Raw genomic sequence first — 18,640 nt, 5'->3', positions numbered from 1 at the left:
GGTGTGAGGTTCGAGGGTTGAGGTTCGGCGACGAGGCCTGACCTGCCTCAGCGGCTACGCACGTCAGTGCCCGTATCCCGAACCGGAGCCGTCGCCGGACCCATAGCCGGAGCCGTCACCGGTTCCGCTGCCCGACTGCGACCCGAGCTGCGGCGCCGTCGTGGAATCCGCCGTCGTCTCTCCTGTCGGCTTGGGCGAAGGCTTCGAGGTCGTGGTCACTCCATCGCCCGGTACCACGGGAATCGGGGCGGGGATCACGGTCGACGTGGGCGGCGGCGGGCCGGTCGGGCTGGCCGGCGGGGCCTCCGCCGCATCGTTCGCGATGGAGTCGAAGTCCACCATCCCGGTTTTCTCCAGCATCGTGATGTGATCGAGGACCGTCATGTTGGCGGCGTCGGCCAGCTGCCGGACGAGGGTGTTGCGGGTGGAGTTGCGGACTGCCCCGATCTGGCCGAAGAACTTGCCGTGCGCCGAGCGCAGGAGTTGCGCGAACTTCCTCTGGTACACGATCCCGTCAGCGTCCGTGAGCTCCTTGAGCCAGCCCAGCTGCTGCTCGTTCGGCTGGTTCGGCAGCTCCACCCCGAGCTTCCCCGCAGCGAAGCGCACGCGCTGGTCGAGGTCCGTGTGCCCGACGATCAGGTGGTCACCGCAGTCCCGTATCGCTTTGGTGGGGGCGCGTTGGATCGCCTGCTGCCCGGCGGGCATCTCCCACAGCCCGGCCAGCCGCACCTTGACGAGGAAATCCCGGTCCTGGGCGGACAGCGGGCCCCACTGAGTGGAGACCGTCCCCGTCGCGAGGTTCGCCTGGCCGGTCCCCGAGCGGTCGGCGTACGACCAGACGGGGTAGATCAGCGCGCCGAGCGTCGCGGCGAGGGCCGCGATGATGAGCTTCGTTCCGTTGATGTGTCGCAAGGTGTCTCGCATTCTCCTGACGTCGCGGCACACGCGTTTCCCCCGGTACGTGAGACCAGGGGGAGGTCGAGTTGCGTCAGCCAAGCGCGAACTGAGCGGTCGGTCAAGCAGCTTGATCAGCCCCGGGCCTGGTAGCGACGTTGAATACGGAGCCGGGGCTTCCCGTGTTCATTCCGATCTCGTCGTGTCCTCGCGTCGAGTCCTCGCGTCGCGACCTCTCGTCCCGTCGGTCAGCGAGAGGTGCCGGTCGTGCCGGGCCCGCCCGGTTCCCGCAGCGCCGGGTGATCGGCGACGACCGTGCACGAGCCGGGCGCGATCTCGGTGAAGCCCGCGTCCCGTACGACCGGCAGTCCGCTCTCCGTGAGCTCCGCCCAGCGCGCGGCATCCGGCGTCCGCACCGCCAGCGCGAAGCCCGACGCCCGCCACTTCTCCCGCTCGGCCTCCGGGAGTTCCCACCAGGCGAGCTGCGCTCCGTGCCCCGCCTGGGCCATGGCCTTGCCCGCCGACATGCCGACCTCGGGGCTGAGCCACAGCACAGGACGTGCGGGGTCGGGCGCGGCGGGCGGCTCGGGGTCCTCCAGCTCCGTACCCGAGACCTGGAGCCGCGCCAGGTCCTTCGGCCAGCCGTCGAGGGGCACGGGCGGGAAGACCCGTAGCTCCGCGCGCTCGCCGGTGACCGTGACGCCCGGCAGCGCCTCCGCCCGTCGCCACTCCGCACCCCGCGCCCGCCGCACCACCTTGCGGATGCGGGCGTCCTGCCAGTCCCGTACGGCCTCGTACCACTCGCCGCCCTCGGCCGCGGCCCGCTCGTCCGACAGCAGCACGAGCACGGCGCGCGCGGCGGTCTCCAGGGAGTCCGTACGGGCCGGGGGCGCGGCCTTCTCGATACGGATCACGAGCGGCAGGACGAACTGCGGCGCGGCGTCCCGCTCGGCGTCGGAGTGGGAGGTCTCGGGGCTGGTCACCTGCCCCAGTCTGCCAGCCGCGTCCGAGCGGCCGTTCGGCGCCTGAGAGGCGGCTGAGCAGCACCGGAAGGGCGGCTGAGGGCGGCCGACCGGCGCCCTGGAGGCCGCTTTGCGGCACCTGAGATGCGGCTCGGCGGCGGCCGGATCGCCCGCCCGTATCCGCCCGCGCCCGCGACGCCCTTGGCGGACCGGGAGATTCCGGGGGACGATGCGCCGCATGCACAGCGATCTCTTCGCCTCCGCCAACATGGTCGTGCCCGCCACCGAGCCCGGCATGACGCTGCAGAACTCCAAGTCCATCAAGTACGCCGTCAACGGTGAGTGCTACGCCCGGCAGGGCGCGATGGTCGCCTTCCGCGGCGATCTGCGCTTCGAGAAGCAGGGCCAGGGCGTGGGGAAGTTCCTCAAGCGCGCGGTCACCGGCGAGGGCCTGGCGCTCATGGCCGTCCGCGGCCAGGGCGAGGCGTGGTTCGCCCACGAGGCCGCCAACTGCTTCATCGTCGACCTCGTCCCCGGCGACAGCCTGACCGTCAACGGGCGCAACGTCCTGTGCTTCGACGCGACCCTCGGCTACGAGATCAAGGTGGTGAAGGGCGCAGGGATGGTCGGCGGCGGCATCTTCAACAGCGTGTTCACCGGCCACGGCAGGCTCGGCATCGTCTGCGAGGGCGAACCCATAGTCATACCGGTCTCCGCGCACGCGCCCGTCTTCGTCGACACCGACGCGGTCGTGGGGTGGAGCACGCAGTTGCACAGCTCCCTGAACCGCTCGCAGAGCTTCGGCTCGATGCTGCGCGGGGGCTCGGGCGAGGCGGTTCAGCTCAAGCTGGAAGGCGAGGGCTTCGTGATCGTCAGGCCCAGCGAGGCGACGCCGGAGAAGGCCTCGGCAGGTTAGGGCCTGTCCGCCCGGGACTCCGGACTCCAGACTCCGGACTCCGGCCTCCGAACCCGGACCCGGACCCCGGCTCCGGACCCCGGGGGTCCAGGAGCGAAGCACCTGGTCAGAAGGGACCGTGGAGCTCGCCGAGCCGGTCGGTCAGCCGCAGGTTCTCGGAGTAGTCGACGGGGCAGACGATCACAGACACCCCTCCGTCGTCCAGAGCGCCTCGCAGCACGGGCAGCAGCTCGTCGGCCGACGTGATCCGGTGGCCGCGCGCGCCGAAGCTCTCCGCGTAGGCGACCAGGTCCGGGTTGGTGAAGCGGGTGTGGCTGTGACGGCCGAGCTCGAGCTCCATCTTCCATGTGATGAGCCCGTACTCCTCGTCGACCAGCACGAGGACGACCAGGGGGATGCGTTCGCGTACGGCCGTCTCCAGCTCCTGGGAGTTCATCAGGAACGAGCCGTCTCCCATCATCGCCAGCACCCGCCGCCCCGGGCGGGCGAGTTTGGCCGCGATCGCGCCGGGCAGCGCGAACCCCATGGTGGACAGCCCGTTGGAGAGCAGACAAGTGTCCGGCTCGTATGCCGGGTAGAGCCGCGCCATCCACATCTTCCCGGCGCCGGTGTCGGCGAGCACGACGTCGTGGCGGTCCAGCGCGGCGCGCACATCGGCGACCACGCGCTGCGGCACCAGCGGGCACGCCTCGCTGCGCCGCCCGTATTCCAGCTCCTCGGTGAGCAGCGTCCGGATGCGCTCACCTGCTCCCTCGTAGGCGAACCTCTGCGGCACCGCGGCCGCGAGAGCCTCGAGGGCCTGCGACACATCGCCCTCGACGCCGACCGTCACCGGGTAGTGGCGGTCCACCTCGGCGGCGAACCGGTGCAGGTGCACCATGCGCTTCTCGCCATCCGGATTGATCTTTACGGGGTCGAACTCCTGCAGCTCGTACCCGACGCAGACCAGCACATCGGCCGCGTCGAAGCCGAAGTTGGTGTAGTCGTGGCGCATGAAGCCGACCGCGCCCAGCGCGTTCGGGTGGTCGTCCGGGAACACGCCTTTGCCGTGGAAGGTGGTCGCCACCGGCACATTCAGCTGCTCGGCGAAACGCACCAGGGCCGCGGAGGCGCCGGACCTGGCGGCGCCATGGCCGGCCAGGACGACCGGGCGGCGGGCCGTCGCGAGTACCTCCGCGGCGCGCTCGATCTGCGAGGGAGACGGGGCGTCGGCATGCACCGTGTCGACCTGCAGAGGGGCGAGCGGCTCCGTCGTGCGGGCTCCTTCGACGTCCTCGGGGACCGCGAGGAAGACAGCCCCGGGGCGCTCGCTCTGCGCGGTCTTGAACGCCTTGCGCACCATCTCCGGTACCGCATCGGGGCTGTGGACCCGAGCCGACCACTGAGTGACCGGCGCGAACATCGACACCAGGTCGATGACCTGGTGGGACTCCTTGTGGAGCCGGTTCAGGGAGCCCTGTGCCGCAAGGGCCACCACCGGGGTGCTGTTGGTCATCGCGTCGGCCGTGCCCAGCAGCAGATTGATGGCGCCGGGCCCCAGCGTGGCCGAGCACACCCCGGCCCGGCCCGTCAGCCGCCCGTACATCTCGGCCATGAACGAGGCGCCCTGCTCGTGGCGGACCAGGACGTACCGGATGCCCGAGCCGTTCAGCGCGTCGACGAAGCGAATGTTCTCCTCGCCGGGGATCCCGAAGACGTACTCCACGCCCTCGGCCTCAAGGCAGCGCACCAGCAGGTGCGCCACGTCCTCGGTCGCGGGAGACGTGCCGCCCTGCCCGGCAGGGGCCTTCTGAGGGTTCATGGGGGCGAGCGTAAGCAGGGGGTCGGGGGCCCAACCAGGCGCCGGGCGCCGGTCGAGTGAGCCCAGGCCATCAGGCCCGGACGGTGGGGCTCCAATGGGGGTCCCGCCCCGTCGCGGCCAGCAGCGCCCCGAACGCGGACGCCCCTTCCGGTACGTCGATGGGGTCGCCGAACACCTTCATCCGGCGCGCCGTCGGGCCCATCTCGTCCACCAGCGCGCCGAGCGCCCGCACGCTGCCCTCGTCCGGCGTGAACTCCTGGCCCGTCGCGCGCGCCAGGTCCCACGCGTGCACGGTCAGGTCGAGCAGCACCATGCTGCCAACCGTCCGCGCCGGGAGGTTCATGGTCCCCGTCACGCCCTCGTCGGCGCCCGGCGCGGCCCAGGCTCCGACGAGCCGGGCGGCCTCGTCCGTGAAGCGGGTGCGCCAGTCGCCGTCGAGGTAGTCGGGCGTCGTGGTGAAGTCGGCGTCCTTCTTGGCGGCGAGCGCCTGGAAGTTGATCACTACGTGGAACAGGTGGTTGAGCAGGTCGCGCACGGCGTACTCGGCACACGGCGTCGGCTCCCCGAACCGGTCCTCGGCCACACCGCGCACCACGGGCACCGCCCGCCGGGCCGCCGCGTCGAGCAGTTCGCTGATCTCGGTCGTCATGGGTGCGACGGTACGAGCGCCCCGGGGCGGCGGCTTGAAGAAACGCGACACACGGAAAGCGGGCCCGGGGTCAACAGGCGGGGGGCGGTGCAGGACGGTTCAGCGGCGCCGCAGGGCGGCATAGGATCGCCGGCATGGCGGGTCCACGGCGCGACACCCGGGGCATCCTCGACGCCCCGGACCTGTTCGCGCGCGTGCACTTCCGGCGCCGCGAGCCCGCCGAGCCGCTCCGGCCGTATCTCGAGCACTACTGGCTCATCGACTGGGATCTGTCCGAGCCGTACGCCTCGCACGTGGTGCCGCACCCCTCGGTCAACATCGTCTTCCAGCGCTACGGGGACCGGCCCGGCTTCGGCGAGGTCGCGGGCATCGGCCTGGAGCTCTTCACGACGAAGCTCGAGGGCCGGGGCCGCGTATGCGGTGTGCAGTTCCGGCCCGGGGGCTTCAGGCCGTTCGCGCCCGGCCGGCCCGTATCGCAGTGGACCGGCCGGCGGCTGCCGCTCGCCGACGTCTTCGAGGGCGGGGTTCCCGAGGGCGGGGTTCCCGAGGGCGGCGGCTCCGGAGATCCGGCCGCACGGGTCCTCGGCCCCGAGGGCGAGGACGCCCGCGTCGCAGCCCTCGACGCCTTCCTCCTCGGCCTGCGCCCGGAGGCGGACCCACAGGCCGATCTCGCCATGGCCATCGCGCACCGCATCCGTACGGACCGCACGCTCCGGCGCGTCGCCGACGTCGCCGACATTGCGGAGGCGGAAGGGCTGTCCGTACGGGGCCTCCAGCGGCTGTTCGCGGCGTACGTCGGGGTCAGCCCCAAGTGGGTCATCCTGCGCTACCGCATCCACGAGGCCCTCGAGCGCGCCGCCACGGCCACGGACGTCGACTGGGCCGGTCTCGCCGCCGACCTCGGCTACAGCGACCAGGCCCACCTCGTCCGCGACTTCACGGCCACGATCGGGGTTCCGCCGACCGCGTACGTGCGCTGAGCGGCGGGCCGTACGGTGCCGCCGGGCACACTGGGAGCATGGGACCGGAGGGAGCGGGGCGGATGGACGAACGCGAGGACCGGGCGGACCGGGCGGACCGGGCGAACCAAGCGGACGGCTGCTACGCCGACGACCGGGCCGGCGTCACGGCGCCGGTGGCGGCGAAGGCGGGCCTCGAAGGGCCCGTGAGCGGGCCTCCGTACGCCGACTGTGTGCTGTGCGGTGAACCGACGGAGTACGGGACGGCGCACCCCGGCGCGACGCTGTGCCCGGTGTGCGAGTGGCAGGAGGCTCAGCGCACGGCCTGCTCCGGCTGATTGCCGGCCCCTGGCCCCTGCCCCCTGCCCCCTACTCCTGATCCCGAGCTAATGACCCTGGCCGCGGTCCTCGCCCTGGTCCCGGTCCTGTTCCCGGCCCGTGCCGACCAGTTCCGAGACCCTGACGAAGCGGTAGCCACGGGCTCGCAGCTCCGGAACGATCCGCCGCACCGCCGCGTCGGTCGCAGGCGCCCGGCTGAGCGTGGCGTGCATGACGACCACCGAGCCCGGCTTCACCCGCGCAAGCACCCGCTCCGCCACCTCGTCGGCCGTGTCCGCGGAGGCGTCGCCGCTCACCACGTCCCCCTGTACGGCCGTCACCCCGGCCGGGGCGACGGCGCGTAGCGCCCGGTCGTCGAAGCAGCCGCCGGGGAAACGGAAGTACGGCACCGGGTCCGGGACCCCGGCCCGCCGGATCGCGGCGAAGGCCCGGTCGACCTCGGCGCGCATCGCGTCGGGCGATACGGGCCGCAGCCCCCGGCAGGAGGTCGAGTCCGAGAAGGAGCCGTGGCTGTACGAGTGGTTGCCGACCTCGAAGAGCGGGTCGCGGCCCAGCGACCGCGCCTGGTCCGGGTACTCGTCCGCCCACCGGCCCGTCATGAAGATCGTGGCCGGTACGCGCATCCGCCGCAGCGAGGCGACGAGCCGAGGGTTGTCGAAGCGCTCGCCGCCCGCGGCGCGCGTCCCGTGCTCGGGGGCCATGTCGGCGGCGAAGGTGAGCGCCACGAGCTTGCCGCCGTCGCGCGCGCCGTGCGAGAAGACGGGCGTGCGGCCGTCCTTCGCCGGGAGCGTGGGTGCGGCCGGGGCGCCGGCCGCGGGTCCGGCCCTGTCCGGCCCGCGGCCGTGAACGGCCGTCTCCCGCACGCTCGGTGACGCCGGCTCGCCCCGCCCGCCGCCGCCCTCCGAGCCGCCGCAGGCGGCGAGAGCGAGGGCGAGCAGCGGTGTCAGGAGGGGCGCTACGGGGGCGGTACTGCGCCGCGCGCGGAGTACGGGCCGGTGCGCGAGGTTCTGGATCATGTACGGAGCGTAAGATCCCGCCACGCCCCCGGCACATCATCAACCCCCGATCGGGTCTCCCTTCCCGTCCAACCCGCCCCCAAGGGCGGATGCGGAACCGGGTGCCGGGTCCCGGGGCCGTTCAGCGCCAGGGGCCCGTGACCGCGAACGTCGTCCCCGGCGTATAGCAGTTGACGTACATCGATCGGCCGTCGGGCGAAAACGTGACCCCCGCGAACTCCCCCCACTCCGGCTCCTCCGGCGTCCCGATGTTCTGGCGCCCGCGCGCCATCGCGTAGACCTGCCCGCGCCGCGTGAGCCCGTAGACGTGCTGCGCCCCTTCCCCGTCCTCGCAGACCATCAGCCCACCGCCCGGCGCGAGCGTGATGTTGTCCGGCGACTCGCCCGGCATCTGCACATCCGTGTCCGGGCCGAAGACGACGACCAGGGTGAGCCGCCGCCGCTCCGGGTCGTACCGCCAGACCTGCCCGAAGTGGTCGGCCGCCGACCCCTGTGCGCTCTTCGCGAAGCTCGAGACGAAGTAGACGCAGCGGCCGCCCCAGTAGCACCCCTCCAGCTTCTGGGCGTGCGTGATGCCCTTCGGGCCGAAGTCCTGGAACCGGACCGGGGTTTCTTTGGCTGCCGGGTCCGGTACGGGCACCCACTCGATGCCGTCGAAGGTCGTGCCCGGCTCCTGCACCACGGACAGATCGGGCACGCCCGGCACCCGCATCGCCTCGAGCCGGCCGCCCGCGCGCAGCGAACCCCGCCCGCCCAGCGGCTTCTCGGGCAGGAAGCGGTAGAAGAGCCCGAAGGGTTTCTCGAACGCGTCCTCGGTCTCGTAGACGATCCCCCTGCCCGGGTCGACGGCGATCGCCTCGTGCTGGAAGCGGCCCATGGCGGTGAGCGGGACGGGCTCGGTGTGGCGCGGGTCGTACGGGTCGACCTCGAAGATGAAGCCGTGGTCCTTGGTGTAGCCGTTGGTCCCGGCCTTGTCCTCGGTCTCCTCGCAGCTCAGCCAGGTGTGCCAAGGGGTCCGGCCGCCCGCGCAGTTGACGGCCGTGCCGGCGATGGCGACCCGCTCGCCGAGGACGCGATTGCCTCTGCCGAGCTCCAGGGCCGTACAGCCGCCCTTGCCCTCGGGGTCGTACGTCAGGCCGTCGACCGCCGGTACGCGGATCTTCGCGTCGACCCGGTTCTCGTGGTTGCGCACCAGGTGGGTGCGGCCCTCCCGGCCCGGGAAGGCCGCCATGCCGTCGTGGTTGCTGGGCACCTTGCCCTGGCCGGAGCGGAGTTCGTCGCCCTCGCGGGACAGGACGGTATAGCGGAAGCCCTCGGGGAGGTCGAGGAGTCCTTCGGGGTCGGGGACGAGCGGGCCGTAGCCGCCGCTGCCTCCCCAGTCGTGCGCGGTGGCCGCCGTACCGGCGAAGATCTCCGAGATGCTCCCGGCGAAGGCGATCCCCGCTCCCAGAGCACCGGTACGGGCCAGGACCTGACGTCGTGTCGCAGACATGGGCAACTCCCTGTTGGCGGACAGAGATAAGACCCGGCCGTGTGTATCACGCGGTGCGCGTGGCGGGAACCTTCCGCGCCCGCGCCGCGAGCCTCTCGGTCATGCCCCCGACTACGCCTCGATGAGCGGCTTCGCGTCGCGCGCCAGCGCGGTGAGCCGCGAGATCGCCCGGAAGTACTTCTTCCGGTAGCCGCCCTTCAGCATCTCCTCCCCGAAGAGCCGGTCGAACGGCACGCCGGAGGCCACCACCGGCACCTCCCGGTCGTACAGCCGGTCGGCCAGGACCACGAGCCGCAGCGCGGTCGACTGGTCGGGCACGGCCTGCACGTCCGTCAGGCAGACGGCCTCGACGCCGTCGCAGAGCGCGCCGTAGCGGCTCGGGTGCACGCGGGAGAGGTGGCCGAGGAGGGACGGGAAGTCGTCGAGCGAGGCGCCCGCGGTGCGGTAGGCGACGCGGGTGACCTCCTCGTCGGAATACGGCGGCGGGGCCTCGGGCAGCCCGCGGTGGCGGTAGTCCTCGCCGTCGATCCGCAGCGGCCGGAAGCGCGCGGCCAGGCCCTGGATCTCGCGCAGGAAGTCGGCGGCGGCGAAGCGGCCCTCGCCGAGCTTGCCGGGCAGGGTGTTGGAGGTCGCGGCGAGCGCGACGCCCGCGTCGACGAGCTTGCCGAGGAGGGTGGAGACGAGCACGGTGTCGCCGGGGTCGTCGAGCTCGAACTCGTCGATGCAGAGGAGGCGGTGGCCGCTGAGGGTCTGCACGGTCTGCTGGAAGCCGAGGGCGCCGACGAGGTTCGTCAGCTCGACGAAGGTGCCGAAGGCTTTGCGGTCGGGGGTGGCGGGGGTGGCGTGCCAGAGGGAGGCGAGGAGGTGCGTCTTGCCGACGCCGTACCCGCCGTCGAGGTAGACGCCGCGGGGGCCGGACGGGGCGGCGGGCTTCCTGCCGAACCAGCGGCGCTTGCCGCCGCCGGCGGCCGTGGCTCCGCTGATGCCGTCGGCGAAGCCGCTGAGCACGCGGACGGCCTCGGCCTGGCTGGGCTGCGCGGAGTCCGGTACGTACGTCTCGAAGCGGACGGCGTCGAACCGCGGCGGCGGCACCATCTCGGCGACGAGCCGCTCGGCGGGGACGTGGGGCTCGCGCCCGCACAGCGCGAGGGGACTCCCGTCGGGGGAAGCGGCGGCTTTCGAGCCCGGCTCGGATGCATGCACGGATGACGACACAGCCCCCCAGCCTAATCCCTCCGGGAAGGCCGCAGCTGTGACCCCGACCCCACAGGCCCGGACTCCTCCGGCGCCCCGCCCCTGGCGGGCCCCCGCGTTCCGTGGGTGGAAAAACCCCGGCGGGAAGCGCCGGGCCGCCCCGGGGCCCGAAGGGCGGACCTGGGCAGGTCCGCTGCGGGTGGGTGGGGGAAGGCCGCAGCTGTGACCCCGACCCCACAGGCCCGGACCCCTCCGGCGACCGCCCCTGGCGGGCCCCCGCGTTCCGCGCGGGATTCCCACCAACCCGCAGCGCGCCTGCCCGGCGCTTCGCGCCGGGGTTTCCCACCCACCCGCCTTTAGTAGGGCGGGTGGGTGGTAAGTCCGAGCCGGAGGCGCGGGGCCCGGCGGGCGTGGCCGGGGCGTGTCCGGAGACTCGCCCCGTCCCCCTGGCCGGGGCGACCGCCTGGCACCGGGATTCCGCATGGCCCGCCCGGCGAGGGCACCGTGTCAGACTGCCCATATGCGACGCCTGTTCCCCCCCGACCGCAGCGCCGCCACCCCCGAGCTGCTCGCCGATCGCGAGTGGCGGGAGTGGAATCTCGACGAGCTCGCCGAGGCCTACGCGTATCCCGAGGAGCCCGGCGCCTCCGGGCGCGCCTGGCTGCGCGGCAACATGGTGTCGTCGCTGGACGGCGCCGCCCACCACGGCGGCCGGTCGCAGCCGCTGTCCTCCGACGCCGACATGCGGATCTTCGGCGTGCTGCGCGGCCTCGCCGACGCGGTCGTGGTCGGCGCCGAGACCGTACGGCACGAGGGGTACCGGCCCGCTCGCGCGCGGAAGGCGTTCGCCGAGCGGCGCAAGGCGCTCGGGCAGGCGCCCGCGCCCGCGATCGCCGTGGTCACCGCCAGCCTCGACCTCGACTTCGCCTGCCCGCTCTTCTCCGAGCCGGTCGTCCCCACCATCGTGCTCACCGGCGCCGCCCACCACACCCACCGCGCCGACGCCGCCCGGGCCGCCGGCGCCGACGTGATCATCGCCGGGGACGGCGAGGGCATCGATCCCGACCGGGCCGTCCAGGCGCTCGCCGACCGCGGCCACACCCGGCTACTCACCGAGGGCGGTCCTCGCCTTCTCGGCCAGTTCGCGGCCAGCGGAGACCTCGACGAGCTGTGCCTGACGCTCGCGCCCCTGGTCACCGTCGGCGCCGCGCCGCGGATCATGGACGGGCATGCGATTGCCGATCCCGAACGATTCACCCTGACGTCCGTCCTGGAGGAGGCCGGGTTTCTCTTCACTCGTTACCGTCGGATCTGACATTCGGTGCGGAATGATGGTTTCCGTAGAGCGTGTGGCCCGCGAGGACGGAGGGTCCTGCCGTGTTCACGACCGTACTCATGATCGAGAAGCCGCTGGTTCCCACCGATGTGGAACTCGTCACCAGCCTGCACGGTGACGAGCCGACCTCCTTCGTCGTGCTCATGCAGCCGCACGGGGACCAGGACCGCCTGCTGCGGGCCCTGGACGACGTGGCGCTCGGCGAGCTCGACGAAGCCGTCCGCGAGGGCAGGGAGCCCGAGGGGCAGGCGGCGCTCCAGCCCGCCGAGCGGGCGCTCAACCACTCCCTCGAGGCGCTGCGCGAGGCGGGCAGCGAAGCCATCGGCCAGGTCGTCGAGAAGCAGCCGCTGGAGCTGCTGCGCTCCATCGTGGAGCAGACCAAGGCCGACGAGGTGATCGTCCTGACCCGGCCGCACCTGGTCGAGGAGTTCTTCCACCGCGACTGGACCTCCCGCGCCCGCCACAAGGTCGGCGTCCCCGTGCTCAAGCTGTACGCCCACACCGAATAGGCTGTCCCCTCGCACAGCGAGCACGACGACGACCGCACCTGACGACCGCGACCTACGACCGCGCCTGACGAGCGTGAGCCCGGCCGGCGCACCGCCGCCCACCGCTCGTACGGCCGCACCGACCTGGGAGACGCACGCATGGCACCCGGCATCCCCTCCGCCATGGACCGACCGCACTTCATCGGCATCGGCGGCGCCGGAATGTCGGGCATCGCGAAGATCCTCGCCCAGCGCGGTGCCAAGGTCGCGGGCAGCGACGCGAAGGAGTCCGCCACCGCCGAGTCCCTGCGGGCGCTCGGCGCGACCGTGCACATCGGCCACGCCGCCGAGCACCTCGCCGACGACGCGACCAGCGTCGTCGTCTCGTCCGCGATCCGCACCGACAACCCCGAGCTGGCCCGCGCCGCCGAACTCGGCATTCCCGTCGTGCACCGCTCCGACGCGCTCGCCTCGCTGATGCGGGACACGCGCCCGATCGCCGTCGCCGGAACGCACGGCAAGACCACGACCACCTCGATGCTGGCCGTAGCGCTGGCCGAGCTGGGCCTCGACCCCTCGTACGCGATCGGCGGCGACCTCGCAGGACCCGGCACCAACGCCCGCCACGGCACCGGCCAGATCTTCGTCGCCGAGGCCGACGAGAGCGACCGCAGCTTCCAGAAGTACGACCCCGAGGTCGCCATCGTCCTCAACGTCGAGCTCGACCACCACGCCAACTACGCCTCGCTGGACGAGATCTACGAGTCCTTCGAGGCCTTCGTCGCCAAGATCCGCCCCGGCGGCCACCTCGTCGCCGGCGAACACCCCGGCGCCCGGGAGCTCGCCGCGCGCGTCTCCGGCCGCGAGGGCCTGAACGTCGTGCGCGTGGGCGAGGACGAGGGCGCCGACGTCCGGATCCTGAAGATCACCCCGAAGGGCATGACCAGCGAGGTCATCGTCGCCTTCGACGGCAGCGGCGAGGAGATCACCTTCACCGTCTCCGTCCCCGGCCGCCACTACGCGCACAACGCGGTGGCCGCGCTGGCCGCCGGCGCCCGCCTCGGGATCGCGCCCGCCGACCTCGCCCGGGCCCTCACCGCGTACACCGGAGTCGGCCGCCGCCTCCAGCTCAAGGGCGAGGCCAGGGGCGTCCAGGTCATCGACTCCTACGCCCACCACCCCACCGAGATGACCGCCGACCTGGAGGCGCTGCGCGGCGCCGCGGCCGCCGCGGACTCCCGCATCCTCGTCGTCTTCCAGCCGCACCTCTTCTCGCGTACGCAGGAGCTCGGCAAGGAGATGGGCGAGGCGCTGACCCTCGCCGACGCCTCCGTGGTCCTCGACATCTACCCGGCCCGCGAGGACCCGCTCCCCGGCGTCACCAGCGCCCTGATCATCGACGCGGCGGCGGCCGGCGGCACGGACGTACGGGCCGAGCACGACATGGCCGCCGTACCGGACGTGATCGCAGGAATGACGAAGCCCGGTGATCTCGTTCTCACGATGGGCGCGGGCGATGTGACCGACCTCGGTCCCAGGATCCTCGCCCGCCTGGAGAACTGAGGAGAGAGCCGATATGGCCTACGAGGTCCAGAAGCCGGACGAGCAGTGGCGCGCCGAGCTGTCCCCCGAGGAGTATAAGGTGCTCCGCGAGGCCGGCACGGAGCCCGCCTTCACCGGCGAGTACACGGACACCAAGACGACCGGCGTCTACGCCTGCCGGGCGTGCGGCGCCGAGCTCTTCCGCTCCGACACGAAGTTCGCGTCGCACTGCGGCTGGCCGTCCTTCTACGACCCGAAGGACTCCGATGCGGTCGAGCTGATCGAGGACCGCTCGTTCGGCATGGTTCGTACGGAGGTCCGCTGCGCCCGCTGCGGCTCCCACCTGGGCCACGTCTTCGAGGGCGAGGGCTACCCGACCCCGACGGACCAGCGCTACTGCATCAACTCGATCTCGCTGCGGCTGATGACGGACGAGGGCTGAGCGGTCCCGCTTGGCGGGGGCGTGAAGACCTCCGCCATGTCCGGCCCCAAGCTCCAGGATGTCCGTCGCGCCATGGTCTCAGTGCCTTCGGAAGACATACACCACTATGATGTATGGGTTACGCTTGGTACATGTCGATGAAGCGCACCAATGTGTACGCAGACCCTGAAGATCTCGCCATCATCAAGGAGGCGGCCAAGCGCCGAGGTATCAGCGAGGCCGAGATCATTCGGCAGGGCATCCACCTCGCCGCGATGGCCAATCGTGTCTGGGACGAGCCCTTGTTCTCCCGCACGTTCGAAGGTTCTGGTCGAACCCCCACCAAGGATGAGGTGCGTGACGCGGTGGCGGACGCCGTCCGGCGCGAGGGCGGATCAGGAAATGCCGCGTGATCATCGTCGTCGCCGACACCTCCGGCCTCCTGGCCGCCCTCGACTCCACACACCCCGAGCACGAACCGGCGAATGAGGCGATCATGGCCGCCGGGCTGCTCGTCATGTCCCCGCTGCTGCTTGCCGAGACCGACCATGTGGCCACACGTGAACTCGGTCGCGAGGCAGCCCTCAGCGCGATCGACGACATCCGGCACTGGATGCGCCGCGGCCGCGTCTCCGTGCCTGAGATCACCGAGGATCACTTGGGCGTCGGGCAGTCCGTACGCGCCCGCTACTTCAGCCTCGACCTCGACCTCGCTGATGCTGTGAACGTAGCCCTTGCCGCCGACTACGACACCGACGCGATCCTCACCCTCGACCGTCGCGACTTCCGTGCGGTGCGCCCTCTCGGCCGCCACAAGGCCTTTCGGGTCCTGCCCGACGATCTCCCTCTCTGACGTATCCGGCTACGCCGACGTACCGCCGGCGGGTTCGGCGCGCTGAGCCGGTGCGGTGGCGCCCCAGCCCCACAGCGCGCCTGCAGCGCGGGGCCCAACTCCCGGCCGTGCGGGGTGAGCCGGTCTCGTCCCGATCTCACGGGAGTGGCGGCCACTTCATCCCCTGGGAGATCCCCGACGGCTGGGTCGATGACCTGCCTCGCACCTTCCGCAGCCGACGCTGAACCACGCCATCGGCACGGCGACTCCACCCCCGGGGTGCGTGGTCGGGCACCCGCTCCCTCGCCAACTCGCCCCGCGATCAAGCAGGTTGGAAAACGGCTCATTGCCTTCCGATTCCTGGAAATGCCCACAAGAGACATCGCCTGATACGGAATGAGGAAGTCCGATCATGGGGTGCGTGGCGGATTTTCGCGGTTGTCCGGCATGATTGGGTCAAATGGCGCTGGCGGCCGATTTTCCGGTACGGCAGAATCGTCACACACGTGGCCGGTCACGTTGACGGATTGGATCCGGCTGACCATCTGTGCCACTCCAAGAATCAGCCGCCGGATGTTGGGGGGCGGGGGAAGTCGGCTCATGAACTTGGTGGACCGTGACGAAGAATTATCGATCATGGAAAGCATGCTCGACGCCTGCGCGGCCGGGCATGGTGGAGTGTTATTGGTAAGCGGTGCGGTGGCCAGCGGAAAGACCGCGCTCCTCCGTGCCTTCGGCGAGCGAGCAATCGCTGCTGGGGCGCTGTTGCTCCAGGCCACAGCGTCGGATGCCGAGCGCGAGCTACGCCTTGGAGTGATGGGGCAGTTGCTGCTCGGCGCGGATCTGCCGGGCGCGGACGCCAGGCGCGCGGCACGGCTGCTGGACCTGGTGGCGGTGACTGCGCCGGTGCGGCGAGCCGAAGGAGCACTGCCCGCCGTGGTGGTGAATGCGATTCCCCAGCTCTGCGGGATTGTCCTGGAAAAGGCAAGGGAAAGTCCGGTGGTGCTCCGCATCGACGACGTACACCATGTCGACACCCATTCCCTGGAATGCGTGCTCTACTTGGCTCGCCGACTGGACGCCAGCCGTATTCTGGTGGTGCTGGGGGAAAACAGCGGCTTCCTGCCCGGAAATACCCGCTTGCGGGTCGAGTTGCTGCGGCTGCCCGGCTGCCGCACTATCCGGCTGCGCCCTCTCCAGCGGCACGGAGTGGCCGAAATGATCTCCGCCTTCGGCCAGGAGGGGTGGGGGACGCGCCCGTTCGTCTCGGACCTCCACCGGCTCGGCGGCGGGAATCCCCTGCTGACGCGGGCGCTGATCGAGGACCACCGCGCCTCGGGCGGGGGCGGCGCGAGCAGCGGAGGCAGCGCCGGCGGCGTGAGCGGGGCTGCCGAGCTGGTGCCGGGCGAGGCCTTCGAACAGGCCGTCACCACGTGCCTGTACCGCAGCGATGTCTCGATACAGCACACCGCATGGGCGTTGGCGGTGCTCGGTCCGCACGTGTCCCACACCGAGCTGGCGGAGGTGCTGGGGACCACCCGCGAGTCGGCCCACCGCAGCCTCAGCGCGTTGAACGAGGCTGGACTCCTCCGCTCCGGTTGGTTCCCCCACGAGGCCGGCCGCTCCGCCGTGCTGAAGAGCATGGAGCCCTCGGACCGCGTTCGCCTCGAGGCCCGCGTCGCCCAGGTGCTGCACGAGCACGGCGCGGCTGCGACCGTGGTCGTGCAGCACATGATCGTGGCGGGGCCCATCGACGCTCCCTGGGCGCTGCCCACACTCCTTGAGGCAGCCGAGCGGGCGCTGGCCGACGATGAGGTCGGCCTGGCCCTCGCCTGCCTGCGCGTCGCCCGCGACACCTGCACCGACGAGCGGCAGTCCCTGTCGATCAGGGCCGCGCTGACCCGGGCCGGATGGCGGGTCAACCCGTCCGCCGCTGCCCAGCACCTGCCCGAGCTCACTGCCGCCGCGATCGAGGGCCGCCTCGGGCCCCGGCATGCCGGCGAGCTTGTCGGACACCTGCTCTGGTTCGGCCAGGTGAACCAGGCTCTGGACGTACTCCGCGCCGCAGAGAAAAGCGGTGCCGAGGTCTCCGGGCAGGCAGAGGCCGGAGTGCCGGACGACGGACTCGACTACGTACGGCTCCGGATGGCCTACAGATACCCCGGACTGCCCGGCCCCGCCCGGGCCCGTCCCGGCGACGTCCCGAAGCAGGCCCCGACTCCGGCGCGGAGCACCCATGTGCGAGCGGCTACCTTGATGCAGGCGCTGCTGGAGGGGGCGGCCGGCGATGTGGTGGTCCGGGCGGAACAGATCCTTCAGGGCACCCGGTTGGACGACCGCACCCTGACGGCGCTCATCGTCGCCCTGAACTCCCTGATCGCCGCCGACTGGCTGGACAAGGCGGCTTTCTGGTGCGAGGCCCTGTTCACAGAGGCAACTGGGCGCCGTGCCCCCATGTGGCAGGCTCTGCTCGCGTCGGCCAAGGCGCGCATCGACGTCCGACTGGGGAGGCTGGCAGCCGCGGAGGAGTCGGCCCACTCGGCGATCACCCTTGTCCCTCCCGAGGGATGGGGAGTGGCCGTCGCGGCGCCGGTCGCCACCTCGGTCTACACCAAGACCGCCATGGGCCGGCTCGACGAGGCGGCCGCTCAACTGACCATCCCCGTACCCGACATGGCGTTCCACACCCCCGACGGACTGCTCTATCTCCGGGCGCGTGGTCACTACTACCTCGCCGCCGGACGTCCCTACGCCGCGCTGGACGATTTCCACACGTGCGGAGATCTCATGACCCGGTGGGAGCTCGACCTGCCCGCACTGGTGCCGTGGCGGACCGATGCCGCCCAGGCCCAGCTGTCGCTGGGTGACCACGGCAGCGCCCGGGCCCTGGCGGAGGAACAGCTGGCCCTGGTCGGCCCCGGGCACGCCTGGACGCGCGGCGTCTCGCTGCGCGTGCTCGCGAGCGCCCTCGCCCCCAAGCACCGGCTGCCGCTCCTCGGCGAGGCCGTCGAGATCCTGCGGGAGCGCGGCCACAGGCTGGAACTCGCCCGTGCTACGGGCGAATTGGCGTGTGCCCATCGCGAGCTCGGTGACAGTGGCCAGGCGCGGGAACTGGCTCGCAGGGCGCAGCAGTTGGCGAGAGAGTGCGGCATCCCCGCCCCCAACGTGCCGCCGACGGCCGACACCGGGAGCTCCCTTCCCCCCGATCGGCCCTGGTCGCCCGGCACCCGCCGACAGCCCGCCGAGCTCAGCGACGCGGAGCTGCGCGTGGCGACGCTCGCCGCCCGCGGGCACACCAACCGGCAGATCGCCGACAAGCTGTTCATCACCGTCAGCACCGTCGAGCAGCATCTGACCCGTGCGTACCGCAAGCTCGACGTCCAGCGTCGCGCGGACCTTGCGGGGAAACTCAGCCCCGCCGCGGGCCCGGGCAGACGCAAGGGGCACGGGAGCGGCGGCACGAGCGACCGACTTCGGGTGGTGTAGGGCCGTCTTCGGGCGGTGCGGGCGAAGTGAACATGGCACGGGGCGGCCACACCGAACGGATATTGCGGCTCAGCCGAACGGCTCCATGCCGGGTGACACCACTGGGGTGCCACGGGAGCCCCGATAGGGGTGGATAGGGGTGTCCGGTCGCAGAGACGGGCTGTTGATAAGGGGTACCAGGCCGGAAAGTGCATTGTTAGGGTGAACGTGACGGGCTGGAGGGAAAGTTCCTTTTTATGTGGGGTGGGGAACGGCCTCCCGGGGGAGGGGCTAGTGGCACCGAGTAGTTGAAGAGGAATACGAGATCCGTCTC

At 71.8% G+C, this 18,640-nt stretch carries 17 protein-coding genes; 10 read left to right on the top strand and 7 right to left on the bottom strand.

The annotated features are described in order from the left end of the window. Positions 1 to 63 precede the first annotated feature (63 nt). Positions 64 to 912, bottom strand: a complete 849-nt coding sequence (locus ACTWP8_RS02550; RefSeq protein ID WP_443320501.1) for a DUF4142 domain-containing protein — start codon at positions 910 to 912, stop codon at positions 64 to 66. Between the two features lie 230 nt (positions 913 to 1,142). Further along, positions 1,143 to 1,877, bottom strand: coding sequence for a peptidyl-tRNA hydrolase (locus ACTWP8_RS02545; protein ID WP_443320500.1), 735 nt, complete (start codon positions 1,875 to 1,877; stop codon positions 1,143 to 1,145). A 217-nt stretch (positions 1,878 to 2,094) separates the two neighbouring features. Between ACTWP8_RS02545 and ACTWP8_RS02540 the strand changes: the two genes are divergently transcribed. Next, on the top strand, positions 2,095 to 2,772 hold the full coding sequence (locus ACTWP8_RS02540) for an AIM24 family protein (RefSeq protein ID WP_443314555.1): 678 nt from the start codon (positions 2,095 to 2,097) through the stop codon (positions 2,770 to 2,772). Positions 2,773 to 2,878: 106 nt separating this feature from the next. On the opposite strand, the gene ACTWP8_RS02535 is transcribed toward ACTWP8_RS02540, so the two are convergent. Next, complete coding sequence (locus ACTWP8_RS02535) at positions 2,879 to 4,573, bottom strand: acetolactate synthase large subunit (RefSeq protein WP_443320499.1); 1,695 nt, start codon at positions 4,571 to 4,573, stop codon at positions 2,879 to 2,881. Positions 4,574 to 4,643: 70 nt separating this feature from the next. Continuing rightward, entirely contained in the window at positions 4,644 to 5,222 is a 579-nt protein-coding gene (locus ACTWP8_RS02530; protein WP_443320498.1) for a TIGR03086 family metal-binding protein, read from the bottom strand. A 134-nt stretch (positions 5,223 to 5,356) separates the two neighbouring features. Between ACTWP8_RS02530 and ACTWP8_RS02525 the strand changes: the two genes are divergently transcribed. Both ACTWP8_RS02525 and ACTWP8_RS02520 read left to right on the top strand, forming a co-directional pair. Next, on the top strand, positions 5,357 to 6,202 hold the full coding sequence (locus tag ACTWP8_RS02525) for an AraC family transcriptional regulator (protein WP_443320497.1): 846 nt from the start codon (positions 5,357 to 5,359) through the stop codon (positions 6,200 to 6,202). Between the two features lie 62 nt (positions 6,203 to 6,264). Continuing rightward, positions 6,265 to 6,519: a hypothetical protein gene (locus tag ACTWP8_RS02520; RefSeq protein ID WP_443320496.1), complete on the top strand. Its 255-nt coding sequence runs from the start codon at positions 6,265 to 6,267 to the stop codon at positions 6,517 to 6,519. A 48-nt stretch (positions 6,520 to 6,567) separates the two neighbouring features. On the opposite strand, the gene ACTWP8_RS02515 is transcribed toward ACTWP8_RS02520, so the two are convergent. The 3 genes from ACTWP8_RS02515 to zapE form a co-directional block, all read right to left on the bottom strand. Next, positions 6,568 to 7,536 carry a polysaccharide deacetylase family protein gene (locus ACTWP8_RS02515; RefSeq protein ID WP_443320495.1) on the bottom strand — a complete coding sequence of 323 codons (969 nt, stop codon included), beginning with the start codon at positions 7,534 to 7,536 and terminating at the stop codon, positions 6,568 to 6,570. A gap of 121 nt (positions 7,537 to 7,657) precedes the next feature. Continuing rightward, entirely contained in the window at positions 7,658 to 9,028 is a 1,371-nt protein-coding gene (locus ACTWP8_RS02510; protein ID WP_443320494.1) for an alkaline phosphatase PhoX, read from the bottom strand. Positions 9,029 to 9,139: 111 nt separating this feature from the next. Next, a complete protein-coding gene (zapE, locus tag ACTWP8_RS02505; RefSeq protein WP_443320704.1) occupies positions 9,140 to 10,231 on the bottom strand; it encodes a cell division protein ZapE in 1,092 nt (363 codons plus the stop codon). 511 nt (positions 10,232 to 10,742) lie between these two features. Here zapE and ACTWP8_RS02500 point away from each other — a divergent pair. From ACTWP8_RS02500 to ACTWP8_RS02470, 7 genes are all read left to right on the top strand, one after another. Then, positions 10,743 to 11,537, top strand: coding sequence for a pyrimidine reductase family protein (locus ACTWP8_RS02500; RefSeq protein ID WP_443320493.1), 795 nt, complete (start codon positions 10,743 to 10,745; stop codon positions 11,535 to 11,537). 62 nt (positions 11,538 to 11,599) lie between these two features. Next, the gene (locus ACTWP8_RS02495) at positions 11,600 to 12,067 is read left to right on the top strand and encodes an indole-3-glycerol phosphate synthase (protein WP_443314563.1); all 468 of its coding nucleotides are present in this window, start codon (positions 11,600 to 11,602) and stop codon (positions 12,065 to 12,067) included. A 138-nt stretch (positions 12,068 to 12,205) separates the two neighbouring features. Further along, the gene (murC, locus tag ACTWP8_RS02490) at positions 12,206 to 13,609 is read left to right on the top strand and encodes a UDP-N-acetylmuramate--L-alanine ligase (protein ID WP_443320492.1); all 1,404 of its coding nucleotides are present in this window, start codon (positions 12,206 to 12,208) and stop codon (positions 13,607 to 13,609) included. A gap of 13 nt (positions 13,610 to 13,622) precedes the next feature. Continuing rightward, positions 13,623 to 14,030, top strand: coding sequence for a peptide-methionine (R)-S-oxide reductase MsrB (msrB, locus tag ACTWP8_RS02485; RefSeq protein ID WP_443320491.1), 408 nt, complete (start codon positions 13,623 to 13,625; stop codon positions 14,028 to 14,030). Between the two features lie 131 nt (positions 14,031 to 14,161). After that, positions 14,162 to 14,422, top strand: a complete 261-nt coding sequence (locus ACTWP8_RS02480) for a CopG family transcriptional regulator (protein WP_443320490.1) — start codon at positions 14,162 to 14,164, stop codon at positions 14,420 to 14,422. Next, positions 14,419 to 14,862 carry a PIN domain-containing protein gene (locus ACTWP8_RS02475; protein WP_443320489.1) on the top strand — a complete coding sequence of 148 codons (444 nt, stop codon included), beginning with the start codon at positions 14,419 to 14,421 and terminating at the stop codon, positions 14,860 to 14,862. Before ACTWP8_RS02480 ends, ACTWP8_RS02475 begins: the two co-directional genes overlap by 4 nt. A gap of 375 nt (positions 14,863 to 15,237) precedes the next feature. Next, on the top strand, positions 15,238 to 18,327 hold the full coding sequence (locus ACTWP8_RS02470) for an ATP-binding protein (RefSeq protein WP_443320488.1): 3,090 nt from the start codon (positions 15,238 to 15,240) through the stop codon (positions 18,325 to 18,327). Positions 18,328 to 18,640 lie beyond the last annotated feature (313 nt).

This window comes from Streptomyces sp. 7N604 (genome assembly GCF_052245475.1).
Taxonomy (GTDB): domain Bacteria; phylum Actinomycetota; class Actinomycetes; order Streptomycetales; family Streptomycetaceae; genus Streptomyces.
This window is presented reverse-complemented; position numbering and strand designations above follow the sequence as displayed.

Bases quoted from the DNA above. Each gene is read 5' to 3' on its own strand.
- ACTWP8_RS02480 (WP_443320490.1), top strand. From the start codon at position 14,162: ATGTCGATGAAGCGCACCAATGTGTACGCAGACCCTGAAGATCTCGCC.
- ACTWP8_RS02525 (WP_443320497.1), top strand. From the start codon at position 5,357: ATGGCGGGTCCACGGCGCGACACCCGGGGCATCCTCGACGCCCCGGAC.
- ACTWP8_RS02535 (WP_443320499.1), bottom strand. From the start codon at position 4,573: ATGAACCCTCAGAAGGCCCCTGCCGGGCAGGGCGGCACGTCTCCCGCG.
- murC (WP_443320492.1), top strand. From the start codon at position 12,206: ATGGCACCCGGCATCCCCTCCGCCATGGACCGACCGCACTTCATCGGC.
- msrB (WP_443320491.1), top strand. From the start codon at position 13,623: ATGGCCTACGAGGTCCAGAAGCCGGACGAGCAGTGGCGCGCCGAGCTG.
- ACTWP8_RS02520 (WP_443320496.1), top strand. From the start codon at position 6,265: ATGGACGAACGCGAGGACCGGGCGGACCGGGCGGACCGGGCGAACCAA.
- ACTWP8_RS02470 (WP_443320488.1), top strand. From the start codon at position 15,238: ATGAGGAAGTCCGATCATGGGGTGCGTGGCGGATTTTCGCGGTTGTCC.
- ACTWP8_RS02515 (WP_443320495.1), bottom strand. From the start codon at position 7,536: ATGATCCAGAACCTCGCGCACCGGCCCGTACTCCGCGCGCGGCGCAGT.
- ACTWP8_RS02500 (WP_443320493.1), top strand. From the start codon at position 10,743: ATGCGACGCCTGTTCCCCCCCGACCGCAGCGCCGCCACCCCCGAGCTG.
- ACTWP8_RS02540 (WP_443314555.1), top strand. From the start codon at position 2,095: ATGCACAGCGATCTCTTCGCCTCCGCCAACATGGTCGTGCCCGCCACC.
- ACTWP8_RS02510 (WP_443320494.1), bottom strand. From the start codon at position 9,028: ATGTCTGCGACACGACGTCAGGTCCTGGCCCGTACCGGTGCTCTGGGA.
- ACTWP8_RS02530 (WP_443320498.1), bottom strand. From the start codon at position 5,222: ATGACGACCGAGATCAGCGAACTGCTCGACGCGGCGGCCCGGCGGGCG.